This is a genomic window from Pseudomonas furukawaii (assembly GCF_002355475.1).
GTDB classification, from domain to species: domain Bacteria; phylum Pseudomonadota; class Gammaproteobacteria; order Pseudomonadales; family Pseudomonadaceae; genus Metapseudomonas; species Metapseudomonas furukawaii.
The window spans coordinates 1,178,011-1,197,373 of sequence record NZ_AP014862.1 but is presented as its reverse complement, the minus strand read 5'-3'; the positions used below and the strand labels follow the sequence as shown (position 1 = coordinate 1,197,373).

The window sequence follows — 19,363 nt, the reverse complement described above, 5'->3', positions numbered from 1 at the left end:
AACCCCATGGACCAGCCCCACCACCGCACGGGCATCGCTTCGCTCAGCCTGATCCTACGAAGGCCGCGCGCAGCCACCCTCGGTGTGGGCGGGCGCTGCCCGGGGTTTCGGCTTGCGGAACACCAGCACATTGCCGGCCATCACCAGGACCAGGCCCAGCAGCGCCGGCAGGGTCCATTCATAGCCTTCGGCGAAGGCCGAGATGTTCAGGGCCACCACCGGGAAGAGCACGGTGCAGTAGGCGGCGCGCTCGGGGCCCATGCGCCCCACCAGGGTCAGGTAGGCGGTGAAGCCGATCACCGAGCCGGGAATGGCCAGGTAGAGCAGCGAGCCGATGTAGCGGGTGTTCCACTCCATGCCGAAGGGCGTGCCGCTGGCCAGGCACCAGGCCGAGAGCATCAGCGCGCCGTAGAACATGCCCCAGGCGTTGGTGGTGAGGGGCTTGAGGCCGGCCTTCTGCTGCAGGCTGGAGAGCAGGTTGCCGGCGGAGAAGCAGAGGGTCCCGAACAACGCCAGGCCCAGGCCGATCAGGGTCTCGCGGCTGGCGCTGTGATGGGCGAGTTCCGGCCAGAACAGCAGGGCCAGCCCCGCCAGCCCCAGGGCGCCACCGGCCAGCACGTTGGCGGCGATGCGCGCGCCGAAGAACAGCCGGGCATTGAGGGCGTTCCACAGGGTGGCGGTGGAGAAGACCACGGCGATCAGCCCGCTGGGGATCCACTGGCTGGCAGTGTAGAAGCACATGAAGTTGACGCAGAACAGGCACAGGCCCTGGGCCAGGCAGATGAGCTGGGCGCGGCCGTCGAGCTTCTGCAGCCGGCGCGACAGCAGCAGCACGGCGAACAGCACCGCGGCGGCCAGGGCGAAGCGGTAGGCGATGGACGCCGGGATGGCGACGCTGCCCATCTGCAGCTTGATGGCGATCCAGGTGGTGCCCCAGATGAGCACGGTGAGCAGGTAGAGCGAGAGGTTCATCGAGGCGGCTCCGGTGGCAGAGGTTGCAGTCTCCCGCCCGCCCGCCCCGGCCGCTTGCACAATCTTGCGCTTATCTCGTCGGGAGGCTGCCCGCGCGGGCAGGCGCGCGCTAGCATGGCAGGCAGTTACCCACAGGCCCGCCCATGTCGCTACTCGATCGGAACCAGGTCTTCCAGTCCCTCAGCAGTTCGCCCAACGCCCGCCTGGAGCACAGCGCGGAACTGGGCGACGGCCTGGGCGCGGCGCTCTGGAGCAACCACCACGATGCCCGCGACTACGCAGGGCCGCAGGTGCACACCCTCTCCTGCTACCTGGCCGGCGGCACCGGCACCTTTCGCCGCGAGCGCCCCGAAGCCAAGGGTGCGCCCGGCAAGCTGTGCATCCTGCCGGCGGGCCACGAGTCATCCTGGGTGATCAATGGCGAGATCCGCCTGGCCCACCTCTACTTCAGCACCCAGCACTTCGCCGAGGCGGCGGTCACCCTGCTGGACCGCGAGCCCCGGGAATTGCAGTTGCAGGAGCGGACCTTTCTCGACGACCCGCAGCAGGTCGCGCGCTTCCACCAGTTGATCCAGCTGGACTGGAAGGAGCCGGCCGAACGCCTTCGCGCCACCAGCATCGGCTTCGAGATGATCCATCACAATGTGCTGACCCAGGCGGGCCTTCGCGATGGGCTGCGGCTCAAGGGCGGGCTGGCGCCGGCCCTGCGCAAGCGGCTGATGGATTACATCGACTCGCGGCTGGCCGAGCCCATCAGCCTCGGCGAGCTGGCGGCCTTCGCCGCCCTGTCGGAGTACCACTTCGCGCGGATGTTCCGCGAGAGCTTCGGCATGCCTCCCCACCAGTACGTGCTGGCCCGCCGCCTGGAGCGCGCGCGTTGGCTGCTGCGAGAGACGGCGCTGCCCCTGGGTGAGGTGGCCCTGGCCTGCGGCTTCTCGAGCGCCAGCCATTTCAGCAACCGCTTCCGCGCGGCCATGGGCGGCTCGCCCGGGGCCTATCGGGCGGCCTTGCGCTGAATCAGAACACCATGTCGGACAGGCGCCAGACCTCGAAAGCGGGCGTCTCGTAGGGATGGGCCTTCTTCAGGGCCTTGACGACGTCGTGGATCAGTTCGTCGGCCACCACCATCTCCACCTTCCACTCCGCCACCTGCTCCACCACGCCGCTCTGGCCCAGGAAGGGGTTGCTGCCTTCGAGCGGCCGGAACTGGCCCTGGCCGAGCGATTGCCAGCAGCAGCTGTCATAGGCGCCGATACGGCCGCCACCAACGGCGAACACGGCCTTTTTCACCGGTTCCAGATGGCTTTCCGGCACATAGAAAGAGAGCTTGTACATCGGGTTCTCCGCAGGATCGTGTGGCGGGACTGCTTCGCGATAATGGCACTGCGATATCAATCCCTGCCGTGGTGTTCTTCACAGTCGGCAGATTTGACCGATGGCGAGGCCCGGCGTTCTACGGCAATTCGTCGAGAAACGCGACGCGCTACTCACCTTTCCAGAATCGTCGCCAACGCAGGCCAAGGGTGGGCGTGGGCGGGCTGTGGCTGCCATCGCACCAGGGGAGGCGCGAAGACCGGCCGCATCGGCACAGCAGCAGGCGCTGCTCGCGGCGGGCGGTGAAGGCGAGGCCATCCGGGCAGTCCGCCGGGCAATCCGGCAACAGCGGAGATCCCCCGCAGCGGCAGAGCCGGCAGCGCTCACCAGGTTGCAGCAGACGGACTTCAGGAAGCGGCGGTTCCGACATGGCGGCCCCAGAATGAAAAAGGCGGGAGAAGGGTGCCTTCTCCCGCCTTTTCCTGTCGATGACCGCATGGGCCAAACGGCGGGGGGGTTGGCTGAACCAGCCCTTTCCCGCCCTTCTGGCGCCCTCCCCCACCTGTGGGAGAGGGTCATCGGACCGCCTTCGGCCGGTTAATCCACCCAGACGCGGGCGTTGCGGAACATGCGCATCCAGCCGGCGTCTTCCTGCCACTCGTCGGGGCGCCAGGAGTTCTGCACGGCGCGGAAGACCCGCTCCGGGTGCGGCATCATGATGGTCACGCGGCCGTCGCGGCTGGTGAGGCCGGTGATGCCACGGGGCGAACCGTTGGGGTTGGCCGGGTAGGTTTCGGTGACCTTGCCGTGGTTGTCGACGAAGCGCAGGGACACGCAACCGGACAGGTCGGCTTCCAGCAGGGCTTCCTCGCTTTCGAACTCGGCATGGCCTTCACCATGGGCGATGGCGATGGGCATGCGCGAACCGGCCATGCCACGCAGGAAGATGGAGGACGATTCCTGCACCTGCACCATGGCGACGCGGGCCTCGAACTGCTCCGAGCGGTTGCGCACGAAGTGCGGCCAGAACTCGGTGCCGGGGATCAGCTCGTGCAGGTTGGACATCATCTGGCAACCGTTGCACACGCCCAGGGCGAAGCTGTCCTTGCGCTCGAAGAAGGCCTGGAAGCCATCACGGGCACGGGCGTTGAAGAGGATGGACTTGGCCCAGCCCTCGCCCGCGCCGAGCACGTCGCCGTAGGAGAAGCCACCGCAGGCCACCAGGCCCTTGAAGTCTTCGAGGCTGACGCGGCCGGCGAGGATGTCGCTCATGTGCACGTCGATGGCCGCGAAGCCGGCGCGGTCGAACGCGGCGGCCATTTCCACCTGACCGTTGACGCCCTGCTCACGCAGGATCGCCACCTGCGGACGCACACCCTTCCTGATGTAGGGCGCGGCGATGTCCTGGTTGACGTCGAAGCCGAGTTTCACCGACAGGCCGGGATTGTCTTCTTCCAGCAGGCCATCGAACTCCTGGTCGGCGCAGTCGGCGTTGTCCCGCAGCCGCTGGATGCGGTAGCTGGTCTCCGACCACTGGCGCTGCAGGAGGCGACGCTCGCCACCGAAGACGGCTTCGCCGTTGAAGCTGATGGCGACGTTGGCGCCGTTGACCGGCTGGCCGATCACCGCGACGCAGTCGCCGAGGCCGGCGGCGCTGAACTGGGCCAGCACTTCGGGCGTGGCGTCCTGGCGCACCTGGATCACCGCGCCCAGCTCTTCGTTGAACAGCACGGCGGGCAGGCCGTCGCGGTTGTCCGCCAGGGCATCGAGGTAGAGGTCCAGGCCGCAGTGGCCGGCGAAGGCCATTTCCAGCACGGTGGCCAGCAGGCCGCCGTCGGAACGGTCGTGGTAGGCCAGCAGGTGGCCATCGGCGTTCAGGCCCTGGATCACGGCGAAGAAGGCTTTCAGGTCCTCGGCGTCGTCGACGTCCGGTACCTGCTGGCCGAGCTTGCTGTAGACCTGGGCGAGGATGGAGCCGCCCAGGCGGTTCTGGCCACGGCCGAGGTCCACCAGGATCAGGTCGGTCTCGCCCTTGTCCAGGCGCAGTTGCGGAGTCAGGGTGGCGCGCACGTCCTGCACCGGGGCGAAGCCGGTAACGATCAGGGACAGCGGCGAAGTGACGGACTTGTCCACGCCCTCGTCCTGCCAGCGGGTCTTCATGGACATGGAGTCCTTGCCCACCGGGATGGTGATGCCCAGCGCCGGGCAGAGTTCCATGCCCACGGCCTTGACGGTGTCGTAGAGGCGGGCGTCTTCACCCGGATGACCGGCGGCGGCCATCCAGTTGGCGGACAGCTTGATATCGGAAAGCTTGTCGATCTTCGCGGCGGCCAGGTTGGTGATGGTCTCGCCGATGGCCATGCGGCCAGAAGCCGGGGCGTTCAGCAGGGCCAGCGGGGTGCGCTCGCCCATGGCCATGGCTTCGCCGGTGTAGACGTCGAAGCTGGTGGCGGTGACGGCGCAATCGGCCACCGGGACCTGCCAGGGGCCGACCATCTGGTCACGGGCCACGAGGCCGGTGATGGTGCGGTCGCCGATGGTGATCAGGAAGTTCTTGCTGGCCACGGCCGGGTGGTGCAGCACGCGGCTCAGGGCGTCGTCGATGTCCACCGCGCCGGCGAAGTCGTCGCCCAGCTCGGCTTCACGGCTGACGGAGCGGTGCATGCGCGGCGGCTTGCCCAGCAGCACTTCGAGCGGCATGTCCACCGGCTTGTTGCCGAAATGGCTGTCGCTGACGGTCAGGTGACGCTCCTCGATGGCTTCGCCCACGACCGCGAAGGGGCAGCGCTCGCGTTCGCAGATGGCCTTGAAGCGCTCGAAGTCGGCGGCGTCCACGGAGAGCACATAGCGCTCCTGGGACTCGTTGCACCAGATTTCCAGCGGGCTCATGCCCGGCTCGTCGTTGGGCACGGCGCGCAGCTCGAAACGGCCGCCGCGACCGCCGTCGTTGATCAGTTCCGGCAGGGCGTTGGAGATGCCGCCGGCGCCCACGTCGTGGATGAACTTGATGGGGTTCTCGGCGCCCAGCTGCCAGCAGCGGTCGATCACTTCCTGGCAACGACGCTCCATTTCCGGGTTGTCACGCTGCACGGAGGCGAAGTCCAGGTCGGCGGAGCTCGCACCGGTGGCCATGGAGGAGGCCGCGCCGCCGCCGAGGCCGATGAGCATGGCCGGGCCACCGAGGACGATCAGCTTGGCGCCGATGGAGATCTCGCCCTTCTGCACGTGCTCGGCGCGGATGTTGCCCATGCCGCCGGCGAGCATGATCGGCTTGTGGTAGCCGCGCACTTCCTCGCCGTGGGGCGTGTCGATGGCCTGCTCGAAGGTACGGAAGTAGCCGGTCAGGGCCGGGCGGCCGAACTCGTTGTTGAACGCGGCGCCGCCCAGCGGGCCCTCGATCATGATGTCCAGCGGGGTGACGATGCGCTCGGGCTTGCCGTAGGGCTTCTCCCAGGGCTGCTCGAAACCGGGGATCTGCAGGTTGGAGACGGTGAAGCCGGTCAGGCCCGCCTTGGGCTTGGCGCCGCGGCCGGTGGCGCCTTCGTCGCGGATCTCGCCGCCGGAGCCGGTGGAGGCGCCGGGGAAGGGGGCGATGGCGGTCGGGTGGTTGTGGGTTTCCACCTTCATCAGGATGTGCACGGGCTCCTGGGTGGCGCCGTACTGGCGGGTCGCCGGGTCCGGGAAGAAGCGGCCGGCGGTGGAGCCCTCGATGACCGAGGCGTTGTCCTTGTAGGCGGACAGCACGCCTTCGCGGTGCATCTCGTAGGTGTTCTTGATCATGCCGAACAGGCTCTTTTCCTGAGCCTGGCCATCGATGTCCCAACTGGCGTTGAAGATCTTGTGGCGGCAGTGCTCGGAGTTGGCCTGGGCGAACATCATCAGCTCGACGTCGTGGGGATTGCGGCCCAGTTCGACGAAGCTCTTCACCAGGTAGTCGATCTCGTCCTCGGCGAGCGCCAGGCCCAGTTCGACGTTGGCCTTCTCCAGCGCGGAGCGGCCGCCACCGAGGACATCCACGGCGGTCAGCGGTTTGGGCTGGGCATGGCTGAACAGGCCGGACGCCTCGTCCAGGCCGGCCAGCACCAGCTGGGTCATGCGGTCGTGCAGGGTGCTGGCCACGGCCTGGGCGTCGGCCTCGCTCAGCTCACCGGCGACGTAGTAGGCGATGCCGCGTTCCAGGCGCTCGATCTTCGCCAGGCCGCAGTTGCGGGCGATGTCGGTGGCCTTGCTGGACCAGGGCGAAATGGTGCCGAAGCGCGGCACCACCAGGAACAGGCGACCGCTGGGCTCCTGGACCGGGACGCTGGGGCCGTACTTGAGCAGACGGGCCAGGACTTGCTCCTCGTCCCCGGTGAGTACGCCCGTCACCTCGGCGAAATGGGCGAACTCGGCGTAGAGTCCGCTGACAGCGGGGACCTTCTGGGTCAGTTGCTCGAGCAGTTTGCCGTGGCGAAAGGCGGAAAGGGCGGGAGCACCGCGCAGGATCAACATCGTCGGGACAGCCTCTGGGGAAGGGGTGTGCTTGGAGGCCGTGCATTCTAGCGCAAAGCGCCGCTTTCCGGCACCTCCCGCGCTGCCTCGCGTCGCCTGATCGCTAGCAGAGAAGCCGGTCACTGTCGAGATATGGCGGCTGCCAGGCTTTGCGTATACTCCGTGGATGCTAAATCACCGCGTGTTCGGCACACGACGGGCCGTCTGGGCCCTGGCGACCGGATTCTTCCTGATGCTCGTCGGCTGCAAGCAGCCCACCACACTCGAGCGCATTCAGGAGGAAGGTGAGCTACGTGTCATCACCCGAAACAGTCCCGCCACCTATTTCGAGGACCGCAACGGCGAGACGGGTTTCGAGTACGAACTGGTCAAGCGCTTCGCCGAGGACCTGGGCGTCGAGCTGAAGATCGAGACCGCCGACAAGCTGGACGACCTCTTTTCGCGCCTGGGCCATGCCAACGGCCCGGTGCTGGCCGCCGCCGGCCTGGTGGCGAGCCCGGCGCGCAGCAACGAAGTGCGCTTTTCCCACTCCTACCTGGAGGTGACCCCGCAGGTCATCTACCGCAACGGCGAACGCCGCCCCACCCGCCCGGACGACCTCGTGGGCCGCCGCATCCTGGTGCTCAAGGGCAGCAGCCACGCCGAGCAGCTGGCAGGTCTCAAGGCCACCCTCCCCGCCCTCCAGTACGAGGAATCCGACGAAGTGGAGGTGGTCGACCTGTTGCGCATGGTGGACGAGGGCCAGATCGACCTGACCCTGGTGGACTCCAACGAACTGGCGATGAACCAGGTCTACTTCCCCAACGTGCGGGTGGCCTTCGACCTGGGCGACTCCACCGCCCTGGCCTGGGCCATGGCGCCGGGAGAGGACGACAGCCTCTACAACGAGGTCAACGCCTTCCTCGACAAGGTACGCAAGGACGGCACGCTGCAACGCCTGAAGGAGCGCTATTACGGCCACGTGGACGTGCTCGGCTACGTGGGCGCCTACACCTTCGCCAAGCACCTGCAGCAGCGCCTGCCGAAGTACGAGCAGCACTTCCACCAGGCCTCGCAGAAGAACAGCGTGGACTGGCGCCTGCTGGCGGCCATCGGTTACCAGGAGTCCCTGTGGCAGCCCACCGCCACCTCCAAGACCGGCGTGCGCGGCCTGATGATGCTGACCGAGAACACCGCCAAGGCCATGGGCGTCTCCAACCGCCTGGACCCACGCCAGAGCATCTACGGCGGCGGCAAGTACTTCGCGATGATCAAGGAAGGGCTGTCGGAGGATCTCAAGGAGCCCGACCGTACCTGGTTCGCCCTCGCCGCCTACAACATCGGCATCGCCCACCTCGGAGACGCCCGCAAGCTGGCCCAGGCCGAAGGGCTCAACCCCAACAAGTGGCTGGACGTGAAGAAGATGCTGCCGCGCCTGTCGCAGAAGCAGTGGTACCGCAAGACCCGCTACGGCTACGCCCGGGGCGGTGAAACGGTGCACTTCGTGCAGAACATCCGCCGCTACTACGACATCCTCACCTGGGTGACCCAGCCGCAGATGGAAGGCAGCCAGTTGGCCGAGAACGCCAGCCACCTGCCCGGCATCAACAAGACCCGCCCCGACGAGGAACAGCAGCGGGACGAGAAACTCTGAATCCCCGCTACGCCCAGGAAAAAGCCCGCGATGCGGGCTTTTTCGCTCCGGGCTGGGATCACCAGCCGGAGGGCAGCAGGTCCAGCGCGCTGCAGATGGCGTAGGCCGCGCTGGCCAGGTAGATCAGCACGATGACCACCTGGATGGCCGGGTGGGCGATCCAGCCGCATTGCCAGGCCGGTTGCAGGTCGCCGTGCTTGCGTGCGGAACGCAGCATGAGGATCGGCATGATCGACAGGATCACGCCGCTGAAGGCGCCAGCGAAGTAGAGCGCGTTGACGAACCCCACCATGCCGCTGTAAGCCAGCACGAAGGGCGGTACGCAGACCAGGCCCAGCACCATCAGACGGGTCTTGGGCTGCGACTCCGAGCCCAGGCGGTGGAACTTGTCGAAGATGTTGGTCAGGAAGCTGCCGCCCAGGCCCCAGTAGGAGGTCATCATGGCGCACAGGGCGAAGGTGTTGGCGGTGTAGAAGGCCCACTGCCCCAGGGCCTGGCCCCAGGCCAGGGTCGCCACTTCCGACTGATTCTCCAGCCCGGTAAGGCCGATGACCGAGGCCGGCACTATGGCCAGCAGCACGAAGGTGGCGAGCATGCCGGTGATCACCGCTTTGGGCAGGCGCGTCGGCTGGTCGCTGAAGCCACGGGCCATCTCCGGAACGATGTACTGGGCCGAGAAGCAGAACACGGCGATGTTGAACACCGGCACCATGTAGATCCAGTCGCCTTCCAGCAGGCGGGCCACCTCGGTGTTCTCGTTGAGCAGGGTGGCGATCACCAGGATCAGGATCATGCTGACCATGCCGATGCTGATGAACTTCTCGCCCTTGCCGATGGCGCCGAGGCCGAGGTAAAGCACCAGGGCGGCGGGCAGGAAGAACAGCAGGCTGCCCAGGGCCGGGCTGATGCCGAGGAAGGCGGCGAGGATCTTGCCGCTGCCGCTCATGTAGGCGATCAGGGCGCCGATGCTGTTGACCGCCACCGAGAGGAAGATCGCCCAGGAACCGAAGGAGCCAACGTAGCGCTGGGCCAGGCCGCTCAACTGGTGGTGGGCGCGGGTACGCAGCGCGGTTTCCGATACGTAGAGCATGGAAATCGTCGTGAAGACCCCGGCCACCGCCAGCCAGATCAGCAGCGGCACGAAGCCGGCCTTGCGGCTGGCGTAGGCCATGGACAGCACGCCCGCGCCGATGTTGGTCCCCACGATCATGGCCACGGCTTCGACGAAGCTCAGCCGCTTGACCTCCAGCCCCGACGACTCGGCGGCTTCGGCTGCCGGGCGCCCCTGCACGGACTGGACACCTGTATCACTCATCACAACACCCTCTACAACGGATTCAACGATTCAGGAGGGCCACCACCGAACTGCCATGGCCTTTCCTTCGATCGATGAAACGGGCATTGCGGGACAACGGAACTGCGGGCGCCTCCTGGCGACGGCCAAGCGGCCACCCAGATAACGGGACAACCGCTCTGGGCCGCCCTTTCGAGCGGGCGCGCACCTTAGCACACTGGCTGCGGAGGTCCAGCCGGACCGGCTCCGACCATGGTCGGATAGCCGCGACTCAAGCGTCCTTGCGAGCAGCCCGACGGGCCTGGAAGAAAGCGGACAGCAGCTCGCTGCAGTCCTGTGCCAGCACGCCACCCTCCACCAGCACGCGGTGATTGAGGAACTCCTGCTCGAAGAAGCGGCCGCGGCTGGCCACCACGCCCGCCTTGGGCTCGGTGGCGCCGTAGACGACGCGGGTAATGCGGGAATGCACGATGAGCCCGGCGCACATGCTGCAGGGCTCCAGGGTCACGTAGAGGGTGCTGCCCACCAGCCGGTAGTTCTCCAGGCGGCTGGCGGCATCGCGTACCGCCACCATCTCCGCGTGAGCGCTGGGGTCATGGCCGGAGATGGGGCAATTGAAGCCACGCCCGACGATCTCGCCATCCTTGACCAGCACGGCGCCCACCGGCACCTCGCCCAGTTGTGCGCCCTGGCGGGCGAGCTCCAGGGCCTCGCGCATGAAATGCTCGTCCTGGCTGCGGTCGATGATCAGAGGTTGGCGCATGGGGAACTCAAGCCACTTCGATGGCGGCCATCAGGCCGGTTTCCATGTGGTCGATCACATGGCAGTGGAACATCCACACGCCGGGATTGTCCGCCACCAGCGCGATGCGCGCGGTTTCGTTCTTGCCCAGCAGGTAGGTGTCGGTGAAATAGGGAATGATGGACTTGCGGTCCGAGTCCAGCACCTTGAAGGCCATGCCGTGGAGGTGGATCGGGTGGAGGTACTGGGCCATGTTGCGCAGTTCGAAGATGTAGTGGCCATCCTTCTTGAGCCTGGCGATGGGACGGTCGGCGCAGGACTTGTCGTTGATGTCCCAGGCCTTGCCGTTGATCTGCCAGTAGTTGCTGGCCTGCCCGGGGGCACTGGCCAGGGTCGCCGCCCACTCGAAGTTGAAGCGCAGCACCTCGGCCTTCTCCAGGTCGGGCTCGGCCACCGGGTTGGCCGGCAGTGCCGCCGGCCAGTCACCGGGCGCCTCGTCGCTGGGCACGCTCTTCAGCGTGGCCAGGCGCAGCGGGCCATTGCGCAGGGACAGCTCCGTCCCGGCGGCCGGTGCCCTGATACCCAGTTCGATGCGCATGCCCGGCCCCAGCCAGTACTCCTTGCCCAGGTCACGGGGCTCGACGGGATGGCCGTCGAGGGCGTAGATGCGCGCCTCCCCGCCCGGCAGGTTGAGCCGGTAGGTGACGGTGTTGTCGAGGTTGAGAATGCGCACGCGTACCACCTGGCCGGCGGGCAGCTCCACGGTGGGCAGGGGCTTGCCGTTGAGGGTCGTCAGGCGGCCCCGGGTGCCTTCGCGAGCGGCCTCGCGGGGAACGCTGAAGGCGGTGAAGGCGCCTTCCTGGTCCACATGCCAGGTCTTCAGGCTGAGCACCTTCTCATGACGGAAACCGCTCGGCTCCCGCTCCTCGACGATCAGCGGCCCCACCAGCCCGCGCCCCAGCTGGTGGGCGCTGGCCACATGGGGGTGGTACCAGAAGCTGCCGGCATCGTCGGTCTTGAAGCGGTAGTCGAAGTACTCGCCCGGCAGCACGGGCAGCTGCGACACATAGGGGACGCCGTCCATCTCCAGCGGCAGGCGGATACCGTGCCAGTGGATGGTGGTGGGCTCGTCCAGCCGGTTGATGAAGCGCACCCGCAACCAGTCGCCCTGGCGCGAGCGCAGTTCGACACCGGGCACCTGGCCGCCGAAGGCCCAGGCCGGGGTGATGTGGCCGGCCACCAGCTCGACGTCGAGGGGAGCGGCGATCAGCTCGTAGTCGTGGGTCCTGGCGTCGAGGGTGCCGCCCAGCCAGTAGCGGGCCCCGCCGGCGCCCAGGCCAACCACGCCCAGGCCGGCCAGGCCAGCGAGAATCTGTCTGCGGGTGAAGGTCATGGGGGGTCAGGCTCCTCTGGGGAAAACGGGGGCTGTCCCATCGGCTAATAGTGCCGGCCTCTGCCGGGCCGGCTTGCGCGGCGCACACGATACACCCGACCGCCGCGAAAGATAAGTGGAAGCATCCGCATCGACCGCGACCGATGGGCGCAGCCACCCCCCATCGCCAGGCGTAGGATGAAGCGGACAACTGGGAGGAATGGTCCATGTTCCCCACCCGTAGACAGCTGCTGCAATTCGGCCTCGGCGGCCTGGTGGTCCTGCACTGGCCGCGCCTGGGCCGAGCCGAGGCGGCCCGCGCCTGCCGGCTTTCCCCGGAGCAGACCGCCGGTCCCTTCTACCTGGACGACGCCCTGCTGCGCCAGGACATCACCGATGGCAAGCCCGGCCTTCCCCTCCGGCTGCAGTTCGAAGTGCTGCGACTGCACGACTGCCGCCCCCTGGATGGCGCCGCCCTGGAGATCTGGCACTGCGATGCCCAGGGCGCCTATTCGGGCGTCGGCGCCGACGCAGCGAGCCGCTACCTGCGCGGCGTGCAGATCACCGACGGCGAAGGCCGCGCCGAGTTCCGCAGCATCCTTCCGGGCTACTACCCGGGCCGCACCAACCACGTGCACCTCAAGCTGCACCTGGACAGGCGCGATATCCACACGGGCCAGCTCTACTTCCCCGAGGCCCTGATCCGCCCCGCCATGGCCCGCCCCCCGTACGCACACCCCGGCCAGGACTGGACACCCCTGGAGCAGGACTACATCTATCGCCGGCAGGACGGCGAACACTCGGTGGCCGAACTGGTGGAGGACGGAGCCGGATTCGTGGCGCGACTGACGCTGGTGGTTGAACGCCTTGGCACTAGCTGACTTGCTCCGACTTGAGCAGCAGAGGTACTTGCATTTCAAAAAAGCAACGGCCATAGCGGGAGAAGCTCCTATATGCTTCCGGGCATCCGCTCAAAGAAAGTGAAAAACCTGACGCGGACTTTGGAACAAGTTCACTTCCCGCCGCCGGTGATTATTGCGACATTCCAGACTCGGAAGTGCGCGAAAAGGCATCAGCAACTGCCTGTAATTGCCCACGAACTCGCTCGTAATCCAGCGTTGTCGACAACACTACGCCCCCAAATTGACGGAAAGTGCATCCGCCCCAACAAAACTGCATCAAAACGATCAGACATCCCCTGCTGAAGGTGGATGAGGACACCAAGACGATGTTGTTATCCAAACGCTTGCCCAGTTCGAGAACATTGCAGTGCTTTCTTGCTGTGGCGCAGGAGTTGAACTTTCGCAGTGCTGCGCAACTCTTGCACATGACGCAACCGCCCTTATCGCGCCAGATTCAGGGATTGGAGTCGCTACTTGGAGTGCAACTGATCCAGCGGAATACCAGTCACGTGACCCTGACCCCTGCAGGAGAAGCGCTCAGGATCGACGCCCACAATTTCCTTGCGGCACTTGACTCGGCGCTGGAGAACCTGCGAACTCGTTTCACCGATCATGATGAAAACGCGGATAGGGTCAGAATCGGTTTGACCAGTGTTGTCGACTACTCGCTGATTCCAAGCCTGCATGCATTGACAAGCGATCCTGATTTCTTCCGTGGATATCCATTGGAACGTGCCTTCTCCAAGCACCTCGTACAACGTGTCCTACAGGGCGAACTGGACATAGCCATCGTGGGAAACATTTCTGACCCGCCGGATGGACTGGTTGTCGAACCAGTCGGTACGGAAGCAATGGTCGTAGTTCTGCCCACCGTACATCCAGCCGCAATCAAACCAGTCGTCACATTTAGCGATCTTGTCGAACTTCCATTGCTCTGGTTCGCCCGCGCCGATAACCCCGCGTTCTACGACAAATGTGAAAATGTATTCAGAACCTATGGTTACACACCGCCCAAGCGACTTGAGCCTAGGGACTTCACCCTGCTGCTGGCTTCGGTAGCAGCAGGCGAAGGTGTAGCCCTGTGCCCCAAGTCAATGAGCGGCATATCCCGCGTTGGGATTACCTACCGCCCGCTTGAACCGGCACTGGAAAGACTGCTGGCCATTGATATTCACATGGTCACTCGGGCCCAGGAAGCGAGGGCCAGTGTTCTGGACAAGATGCAAGCTTTACGTGCCATATCGGCTTCGTGGTTGGCACCCTAGGCGGAATGTGTCGCCGGTATCAGGCATCAATCCCCTGCATTCCGGCACTACCATAACGCGCACCCCGTACCTCGGTTGAGGTCATAGCCTCGCCCAGGAACTTCAGATCCTCAGAACTTAGGCTCACCGTCAACGCACCAAGATTCTCTTGCAAGTAACTTGAGCGGCGAGTTCCGGGGATCGGCACGATGCAAGGCCCCTGAGCCAGTAACCATGCCAGAGCAACCTGGCCTCGAGTCACACCATAGTTCTCAGCAACATGTTGAATCGACTCGAGCAACCTCAGATTGTGCGAAAGGTTCTGCTCCTCAAAGCGTGGGTTGCTTAGTCTGAAATCTCCCACTGCCAGATCTGACCTGCTTTTCAGGCGGCCAGTAAGGAATCCACGCCCGAGAGGCGAATATGCGACAAAGCCGATGCCGAGCTTGTTCGCCGTTGGCAGAATGTCCTGCTCAACTTCTCGGCTCCACAGTGAATACTCTGTCTGCAACGCCGCCACCGGATGAACTCGATGTGCTCGTTCCAGAGTTTTGGCTGACACCTCGCACAATCCCACATGAGCGATCTTTCCCTCCCTTACCAGTTCGGCAAGGCAGCCCATGGTGTCTTCAATATTTACTTCTGGATCAACCCGGTGAATGTAATAAAGATCAATTCGGTCAACGCCAAGACGTTTCAGAGAACCCTCGCAGGAAGCTCGAATGTATGAAGGGGTGTTGTTGATACGCCGAGAGGACGACGAGGCACCGGAGCGTTCTATGCCACACTTCGTGGAAATTTTGAGTTGCCCGGACAGATGCATGTGAGGCTTCATTTTGAGCAAGTCACCAATGAGCTGCTCATTGTGACCCTGCCCGTACATGTCGGCGGTATCGATCAAAGTGACACCGCGCTCTACAACCTCTTGCAGAAGAGACCTGGAGGCTGCGTCATCCGAAGGGCCATAAAACTCGCTCATGCCCATGGCGCCAAAACCCAGTGCGGAAACGCGCAAGCCGTCCCCTAGCGTACGCGTTGGAAGAATGCCTTGGTGAGTAACTGTTTTCATACTTGCCTTACTCCTTGTTTGAGCGGGACTGGTGCCCCGCGAGCGCGGCTCGATAGGCCGTCAATCCATTCATGCAGGCTGGCACTCCTGCGTAGATCGCCATTTGAATCACGACTTCCAGTAATTCTGCTGGCTGAACCCCAACATTGAGAGCACCGCGCATATGGAACTCCAGTTGAGAAGGCGCATTGCCCAGTGCTGTTAGGGCTGCAACGGTCAGCATCTCGCGGGTCTTGAGGTCCAGCCCTGGTCGACCGAGTACGTCAGCAAACGCATAATCGGTAATCAGCTTCGCCAGCTGTGGGTCCAATTCCGACAACCTGTTCGTCACCCTCTCAGCTGTATTGGGTTCCAGCGCATCCATTAGACGGCGACCGCGCAGAGTCTTTTCGCTCATCGACTCGGATTGAGTGCTCATTTGTTGATCTCCTGCACGAACACCAGAGCAGGACGCCCCAGACCAGCGACCAGAAAGAGAGCCAGGGCACCGCCCAGCCCCGCGATCATCAATACGGTGGGGAGTCCTGCATGACTCAGAACCCAGGCACCCACCATGGCCCCGATTCCGATGGCTGCGTTGAAGATCGCGACGTAGACCGCTGATGCAGACATTGCCGCGGCTCCCGCTGTACGGAGTATCCAAGTCTGGAATCCGACAAAGATCGCGGAAACCGAGCTGCCCCACAGCACCAGCATGATGCTGACTCCTAGGCCTCCTAGACGGTCGTCCCACGCCCCCATGACCAGCAACGCCAGGGTCAGCAGAGTGAGTGCGAGCATCAGGAACGGTTTCAGATAGCGATCGATGAAGATCCCCGCAAGAAGGTTGGCAAACAGGCCTGCGGCACCGAAACCGAAGAGCAAGGCTGCGACGAGGATTGCCGACACATCGGGGACGCTACGCAGAAAAGGCTCGATGAAGGTAAAGGCTGCGAAATGTCCCGTAACTGCCAGCGCAGTTGCTGCGTAGATTCCCAATAGATCGGGCCTTCTCAACACTCCGGCAAGCGCGGTACGTCCCTGGCCAGATTGGAGTGGAAGGCCTGGAAGAATAGGTACCATAACGAGTGCCACCATCAGGCCAAGCGCCCCAATGCCACCAAAGGCAATGCGCCAACTACTGACCTGACCCACGAAATTGGCCAATGGAACACCAAGCACGCTGGCTGCCGAAACACCGCCAAAAACGATCGAAGTCGCAAGACCGACACTCCGAGCAGGCGCGATTTGCGCCGCGGTAGCAGCTATCACGGCCCAGAACAGTCCATGTGCAACGGCGCCGAACACACGAGCCAGGAGCAGCATGTCGAAGTCGCCCGCAAGCATGGCGAGCATGTTGGATAGCGCCAACCCAAGCATGAGACCAATCAGAAGCGGCTTGCGTGGCAGACGACTCAAAGTGAATGCAGCCAAGAGAGCGCTGAAGGCACCAATCCATGCATAGAGGGTGATGGTGAGACCAACCGTGGCCTCACTGCGGTCAAGCTCGAGCGCGATGGGGGACAGAAGTCCGATAGGTGCCAACTCGGTAGTGACAATAGTAAATGCACCAACTCCGAGTAACACGATAGCCAGCCAGACGCGCCAGCGAGGGAGTTCTTTAGCAGGTGCCGCCGACATATTTCGTTCCATATGAACTACTCCAAAGTATTTCTATCAGGACAGCACTCTCATAAACGCAGATGGCGCCAACCTCGGGACACAGCCAATACGGTCAGCTCACTGACACCGCCAACGGCGACAGGCTTGCCGACTGCTTCAAGCATTGGGAGATCGGAGACATCGTCGCCATATGCGTAGCAGTCCTGTGCAGCGCCATTGTTCTGCTGGAGGAAGACCCTGATGGCCTCGGCCTTTCCCTGGCCGATCGTCTGTGGTGACTCGATATCGCCCGTCAAGCGACCGTATGCATCGACCATCAACTTCGTGCACAGGCAATGCTCAACTTGCAAGGAGATCGCAAGTGGTTCAAGCAACGGCAGCATTGAGCCTGACACAAGAACAGGCACCTCCCCTGCCTTCTGGTGTGCTTTAAGTTGCGCGACTACCTGCTCTATATAAGGTGATCGAAGTCCGCAGAACCTACTCTCGAACCATTCTCGCCCCGCAGCCTCGAGGGCTGACATCGACTCCAGTTGAAAGAAGCCGTAATAGAGTCTATTGAGATGCTCTCTAGATCGCGCCTCCTCCCGCGCCTCCGCGAATGCCGCATCGAAGCGTTGCCTCAACTCTGGACTCTTCTGTCGCTCGCACCAGAAAGGGAAGAAGTCGAACATACTTTTCAACGTTATAAGTGTCTCGTCCACATCGAAGAACGCGAAGCATTTTCCTGGCTCAATGGGCTCCGAAACCAAACCGGTCAATCCATTCACTGGCTATCCTCATAACTCAGACGCCGACTCTGCTTTTTGAACTCTGGATCGGTGCCAAGTACTCCGGCATCCCCCCATCTGGAGGGCATGATCTCCGATATGTAAACTGATATTTTGTCGAGCGGAACGCCGCTCAATTCATGAACGACCCGTGTCACTCCCTCGATTATGGCTCGTGCGACTCGTTCATCCTCAATCGGCCATGTAGCGATATGTATTACAGGCATGGAATATCCTCGATAGGCTCATGCAATTTATTTTTAATGAATTGAATTTTATTTAGCCACATGTGAGTAGGCTGGAGAAACTATCGGCCTTTAGCTTCAACTGGGCATGTATATCTGCGCCCAATCCGTACCAACCGACAGCCCCGCCATGAGTCATCTGAGAACTCATGTACAATACGACCACATTGATAATACGGTTTGCACTGGGAAGGCTTGCATCGGGAAATGGATTGGGCAGGCGAGCCCAGTAGTAACCATTGCCCTCAGCATCTGTTATGAACGCGTTGGGTATGCCTAGCGGTCCTGGCCGGCTGGGGTTCTCGGGGCGAAGATCGTTTTGGCGCAAACTCATGACGGTATAGAGGCTGTCTGGCAGTAGATTTTTGCACTCAAGTTCAAACAAGGCAGTGCGACCACCATTATCCACACTGACCTTTAGTTCCCCGCTTGCTCGCAACCACTGCCTCAGAGTTATCGGAGACTTTCGCCTGCGACCATCCTCGGCACGAAGGTCAGGAACCGGCGCCTCGTGGAGGGGAAAACTAGAGCGGAATTCACTATGCGCCTGAGGCCGTTGCTCGGGTGCGAACAAAATTGGGTAATTATTGACCGGCAATGGCAGAGGCAGCGTGTGTAGTACTTGGTCGGCCAACTTTCCCAAGTTCGTCAAGTCGATCCACTTCAATACGTCATACACACCTAATTCATTGAATGTAGGGGCTTGGGTTGCGGAAGACACGATCGCTCCTCCCCAGGGAAGCGTGCCATCCGCTTGTGGAATGCGCCCGATCACGATGAAGTCCCCCGCTTCATTCATGATTTCGCTTGGCGGGTAAAGCGGTCCCTGGGTGGTAACGCTGAGGGAATAGACCTTGGTCATCGCTCAATCTCCAACGCCAGAGTCTTTCCGCCTGCAGGCTGGATGGAACGGTTGACCGTGTGAGGCATGAGCCCAAGCAGAGCCTCAGTGACTTGGTAGGCGAGCTCAGCCTCTTTTGGCGCAATACTGCTGGCAGGATATACGGTAAAAGACACCTCAGCAGTGGCACAAGCAACTTCATTTTGGACTGCAGACATGATCACTTTATAACGTGCACGTTTCCTGCTTCTGTTCGCCTCCAGAACTCGATAACTCACATGCGCTGGCAGCGGAAACAAGAAACTCGTGAAACTCACATTCATCATATTGATTACAAAATAGCTACTCTTGCTCTCAAGCGGAAAGAAAGCCTCCGTAACAGCCAAGAAGGACTGTCTGAAAGCTTCGATCACTATCATTCCTTGCACATGCTGCCCGGTCTGGTGATCCCCCATCAACTCGCAACGCTCATCAATATTCAACGGAATCAGAAATTCATCCTCGACGATTTTTTGCGGAGAGCCAATAAGGGTGTTGTATGGAAAACGTTTATGACTAATAACACTATCCGCACGATCTTTTACACGATGTAAATCCGATAATTCCAACAGTGCTTTGACTCCTCCTCTGCTCTCGTGCCTATTCAGGATTTCGCGCACTTCCTCTTCTTGCACACCTTGCCCCAACTTTAGTACGGCGCGGACATCCATAAATCCATCCGGAAGATCAGTCAGCGACCTTAATTGACTTAGGGTGAGAACATTCTTTCCCTCAGCGAAAGCCTTGAACTTATCGCCCACCACGAAATAGCATCGACGCTCCATATCAACCCCACCAAGGCAAAATAACCAATCATCCTAATAGAAAATATG

At 62.8% G+C, this 19,363-nt stretch carries 18 protein-coding genes; 4 read left to right on the top strand and 14 right to left on the bottom strand.

Features of this window, described 5'->3' with window-relative positions:
- Positions 1 to 54: 54 nt before the first annotated feature.
- Complete coding sequence (locus tag KF707C_RS05575; protein ID WP_003448835.1) at positions 55 to 972, bottom strand: DMT family transporter; 918 nt, start codon at positions 970 to 972, stop codon at positions 55 to 57.
- 143 nt (positions 973 to 1,115) lie between these two features.
- Here KF707C_RS05575 and KF707C_RS05570 point away from each other — a divergent pair, with 143 nt between their 5' ends.
- Positions 1,116 to 1,988, top strand: coding sequence for a helix-turn-helix domain-containing protein (locus KF707C_RS05570; protein ID WP_003448833.1), 873 nt, complete (start codon positions 1,116 to 1,118; stop codon positions 1,986 to 1,988).
- Position 1,989: 1 nt separating this feature from the next.
- On the opposite strand, the gene KF707C_RS05565 is transcribed toward KF707C_RS05570, so the two are convergent.
- From KF707C_RS05565 to purL, 3 genes are all read right to left on the bottom strand, one after another.
- Positions 1,990 to 2,307, bottom strand: a complete 318-nt coding sequence (locus KF707C_RS05565; RefSeq protein ID WP_003448831.1) for a Nif3-like dinuclear metal center hexameric protein — start codon at positions 2,305 to 2,307, stop codon at positions 1,990 to 1,992.
- A gap of 148 nt (positions 2,308 to 2,455) precedes the next feature.
- The gene (locus KF707C_RS05560; protein ID WP_081608037.1) at positions 2,456 to 2,716 is read right to left on the bottom strand and encodes a CDGSH iron-sulfur domain-containing protein; all 261 of its coding nucleotides are present in this window, start codon (positions 2,714 to 2,716) and stop codon (positions 2,456 to 2,458) included.
- A 167-nt stretch (positions 2,717 to 2,883) separates the two neighbouring features.
- Positions 2,884 to 6,777: a phosphoribosylformylglycinamidine synthase gene (purL, locus tag KF707C_RS05555; protein WP_003448829.1), complete on the bottom strand. Its 3,894-nt coding sequence runs from the start codon at positions 6,775 to 6,777 to the stop codon at positions 2,884 to 2,886.
- A 166-nt stretch (positions 6,778 to 6,943) separates the two neighbouring features.
- On the opposite strand from purL, the gene mltF reads away from it, so the two are divergent.
- Positions 6,944 to 8,410 carry a membrane-bound lytic murein transglycosylase MltF gene (gene mltF, locus KF707C_RS05550; protein ID WP_036991418.1) on the top strand — a complete coding sequence of 489 codons (1,467 nt, stop codon included), beginning with the start codon at positions 6,944 to 6,946 and terminating at the stop codon, positions 8,408 to 8,410.
- Between the two features lie 58 nt (positions 8,411 to 8,468).
- Here the strand turns inward: mltF and KF707C_RS05545 are convergent, their stop codons facing one another.
- The 3 genes from KF707C_RS05545 to KF707C_RS05535 all read right to left on the bottom strand — a co-directional run bounded on the left by KF707C_RS05545 (position 8,469) and on the right by KF707C_RS05535 (position 11,839).
- Entirely contained in the window at positions 8,469 to 9,725 is a 1,257-nt protein-coding gene (locus KF707C_RS05545) for an aromatic amino acid transport family protein (protein WP_003448823.1), read from the bottom strand.
- 250 nt (positions 9,726 to 9,975) lie between these two features.
- Positions 9,976 to 10,467 carry a tRNA adenosine(34) deaminase TadA gene (gene tadA / locus KF707C_RS05540; RefSeq protein ID WP_003448821.1) on the bottom strand — a complete coding sequence of 164 codons (492 nt, stop codon included), beginning with the start codon at positions 10,465 to 10,467 and terminating at the stop codon, positions 9,976 to 9,978.
- A 7-nt stretch (positions 10,468 to 10,474) separates the two neighbouring features.
- Entirely contained in the window at positions 10,475 to 11,839 is a 1,365-nt protein-coding gene (locus tag KF707C_RS05535) for a multicopper oxidase family protein (protein WP_003448818.1), read from the bottom strand.
- Positions 11,840 to 12,045: 206 nt separating this feature from the next.
- Between KF707C_RS05535 and KF707C_RS05530 the strand changes: the two genes are divergently transcribed.
- Together KF707C_RS05530 and KF707C_RS05525 are read left to right on the top strand one after the other, a co-directional pair.
- Entirely contained in the window at positions 12,046 to 12,699 is a 654-nt protein-coding gene (locus KF707C_RS05530) for an intradiol ring-cleavage dioxygenase (protein ID WP_003448816.1), read from the top strand.
- Positions 12,700 to 13,046: 347 nt separating this feature from the next.
- Positions 13,047 to 13,985, top strand: a complete 939-nt coding sequence (locus KF707C_RS05525) for a LysR family transcriptional regulator (RefSeq protein WP_036991416.1) — start codon at positions 13,047 to 13,049, stop codon at positions 13,983 to 13,985.
- A 19-nt stretch (positions 13,986 to 14,004) separates the two neighbouring features.
- On the opposite strand, the gene KF707C_RS05520 is transcribed toward KF707C_RS05525, so the two are convergent.
- Genes KF707C_RS05520 through KF707C_RS05490 form a run of 7 tightly spaced genes read right to left on the bottom strand, consistent with a single transcriptional unit; the run spans position 14,005 to position 19,315 of the window.
- Complete coding sequence (locus tag KF707C_RS05520) at positions 14,005 to 15,033, bottom strand: aldo/keto reductase (RefSeq protein WP_003448811.1); 1,029 nt, start codon at positions 15,031 to 15,033, stop codon at positions 14,005 to 14,007.
- A 7-nt stretch (positions 15,034 to 15,040) separates the two neighbouring features.
- The gene (locus KF707C_RS05515) at positions 15,041 to 15,451 is read right to left on the bottom strand and encodes a carboxymuconolactone decarboxylase family protein (RefSeq protein WP_051050686.1); all 411 of its coding nucleotides are present in this window, start codon (positions 15,449 to 15,451) and stop codon (positions 15,041 to 15,043) included.
- Entirely contained in the window at positions 15,448 to 16,665 is a 1,218-nt protein-coding gene (locus KF707C_RS05510) for an MFS transporter (protein WP_197704972.1), read from the bottom strand. The genes KF707C_RS05515 and KF707C_RS05510 overlap by 4 nt, the downstream gene beginning before the upstream one ends.
- Before the next feature lie 38 nt (positions 16,666 to 16,703).
- Positions 16,704 to 17,405 (bottom strand): HAD family hydrolase, encoded by a 702-nt coding sequence (locus tag KF707C_RS05505; RefSeq protein WP_131679664.1) that lies wholly within the window; start codon positions 17,403 to 17,405, stop codon positions 16,704 to 16,706.
- Positions 17,402 to 17,632, bottom strand: coding sequence for a tautomerase family protein (locus tag KF707C_RS30075; RefSeq protein WP_081608036.1), 231 nt, complete (start codon positions 17,630 to 17,632; stop codon positions 17,402 to 17,404). The genes KF707C_RS05505 and KF707C_RS30075 overlap by 4 nt, the downstream gene beginning before the upstream one ends.
- A 52-nt stretch (positions 17,633 to 17,684) precedes the next feature.
- On the bottom strand, positions 17,685 to 18,512 hold the full coding sequence (locus KF707C_RS05495) for a hypothetical protein (RefSeq protein ID WP_081608035.1): 828 nt from the start codon (positions 18,510 to 18,512) through the stop codon (positions 17,685 to 17,687).
- Positions 18,509 to 19,315, bottom strand: a complete 807-nt coding sequence (locus KF707C_RS05490; protein WP_051050684.1) for an AfsA-related hotdog domain-containing protein — start codon at positions 19,313 to 19,315, stop codon at positions 18,509 to 18,511. Before KF707C_RS05490 ends, KF707C_RS05495 begins: the two co-directional genes overlap by 4 nt.
- Positions 19,316 to 19,363 lie beyond the last annotated feature (48 nt).

Excerpts from the sequence above, each read along its gene's own strand:
- KF707C_RS05570 (WP_003448833.1), top strand. The coding sequence starts at position 1,116 with ATGTCGCTACTCGATCGGAACCAGGTCTTCCAGTCCCTCAGCAGTTCG.
- tadA (WP_003448821.1), bottom strand. The coding sequence starts at position 10,467 with ATGCGCCAACCTCTGATCATCGACCGCAGCCAGGACGAGCATTTCATG.
- KF707C_RS05515 (WP_051050686.1), bottom strand. The coding sequence starts at position 15,451 with ATGAGCACTCAATCCGAGTCGATGAGCGAAAAGACTCTGCGCGGTCGC.
- KF707C_RS05545 (WP_003448823.1), bottom strand. The coding sequence starts at position 9,725 with ATGAGTGATACAGGTGTCCAGTCCGTGCAGGGGCGCCCGGCAGCCGAA.
- KF707C_RS05560 (WP_081608037.1), bottom strand. The coding sequence starts at position 2,716 with ATGTCGGAACCGCCGCTTCCTGAAGTCCGTCTGCTGCAACCTGGTGAG.
- KF707C_RS05565 (WP_003448831.1), bottom strand. The coding sequence starts at position 2,307 with ATGTACAAGCTCTCTTTCTATGTGCCGGAAAGCCATCTGGAACCGGTG.
- KF707C_RS05530 (WP_003448816.1), top strand. The coding sequence starts at position 12,046 with ATGTTCCCCACCCGTAGACAGCTGCTGCAATTCGGCCTCGGCGGCCTG.
- KF707C_RS05535 (WP_003448818.1), bottom strand. The coding sequence starts at position 11,839 with ATGACCTTCACCCGCAGACAGATTCTCGCTGGCCTGGCCGGCCTGGGC.
- KF707C_RS05510 (WP_197704972.1), bottom strand. The coding sequence starts at position 16,665 with ATGGAACGAAATATGTCGGCGGCACCTGCTAAAGAACTCCCTCGCTGG.
- KF707C_RS05575 (WP_003448835.1), bottom strand. The coding sequence starts at position 972 with ATGAACCTCTCGCTCTACCTGCTCACCGTGCTCATCTGGGGCACCACC.
- KF707C_RS05490 (WP_051050684.1), bottom strand. The coding sequence starts at position 19,315 with ATGGAGCGTCGATGCTATTTCGTGGTGGGCGATAAGTTCAAGGCTTTC.
- mltF (WP_036991418.1), top strand. The coding sequence starts at position 6,944 with ATGCTAAATCACCGCGTGTTCGGCACACGACGGGCCGTCTGGGCCCTG.
- KF707C_RS05520 (WP_003448811.1), bottom strand. The coding sequence starts at position 15,033 with ATGAAAACAGTTACTCACCAAGGCATTCTTCCAACGCGTACGCTAGGG.
- KF707C_RS05495 (WP_081608035.1), bottom strand. The coding sequence starts at position 18,512 with ATGACCAAGGTCTATTCCCTCAGCGTTACCACCCAGGGACCGCTTTAC.
- KF707C_RS30075 (WP_081608036.1), bottom strand. The coding sequence starts at position 17,632 with ATGCCTGTAATACATATCGCTACATGGCCGATTGAGGATGAACGAGTC.
- KF707C_RS05525 (WP_036991416.1), top strand. The coding sequence starts at position 13,047 with ATGTTGTTATCCAAACGCTTGCCCAGTTCGAGAACATTGCAGTGCTTT.
- purL (WP_003448829.1), bottom strand. The coding sequence starts at position 6,777 with ATGTTGATCCTGCGCGGTGCTCCCGCCCTTTCCGCCTTTCGCCACGGC.